The sequence below is a fragment of the Micromonospora aridisoli genome (assembly GCF_056150025.1).
In genome coordinates this window covers 1-570 of the sequence record NZ_JAXCFK010000121.1, presented here as the reverse complement: position 1 = coordinate 570, position 570 = coordinate 1, and the positions used below count along the sequence as shown (strand labels likewise).

Annotated in this window: 1 protein-coding gene; it reads left to right on the top strand. The window is 76.8% G+C overall.

Annotated elements, in window-relative coordinates; translation table 11 throughout:
- On the top strand, nt 1-570 hold a 570-nt coding region (locus SM447_RS29670; RefSeq protein ID WP_474576168.1), incomplete at both ends, for a phosphatidylserine decarboxylase.

The window sequence follows — 570 nt, the reverse complement described above, 5'->3', positions numbered from 1 at the left end:
TCGACACCCTCGCCGAGGCGGACGCCGCCGCGGTGGTGGTCGTCGCCGAGCCGTTCACCGGCACCGCGGACGAGGCGCGCGTCGCGATCGACGGGCTGGCGAAATACCTCGCCGAGGGCGCGGTGCTGAGCGTCGCCGCGCCGCTGTTCCGCACCGGGGGCGCCGACGGCGAACTGGACCGGCAGGGCGTGCTGCACGGCGTACGCAGCGACCTGGTGCTGCGCAACACCCCGCCGGTACGCGTGCACCACCTGCGGTTCACCCCGGCGCCGGTGGCGCTCGCGGCCTCGCTGTCCCCGGCGTACCGGCCGTCGAGCGTGCCGCTGACCCGGGGCATGCACATCGACTCCAACGGCGTGGCCGCGGCGGGCATCACGCTCGGCCTGGCCGCCCTGGCCCGGGCCGCGCGGCCGAAGTCGAAGCTCTGGCTGCTGCCGGCGCTGGCCGCCGCGCCGGTGGCCGCGTTCTTCCGCGACCCGGAGCGGGACGTGCCGGAGGACCCGTCGGCGGTGGTCGCCTCGGCGGACGGTCAGGTGCTGTCCGTGCAGCGCCTGCAGGACGAGCGCTTCG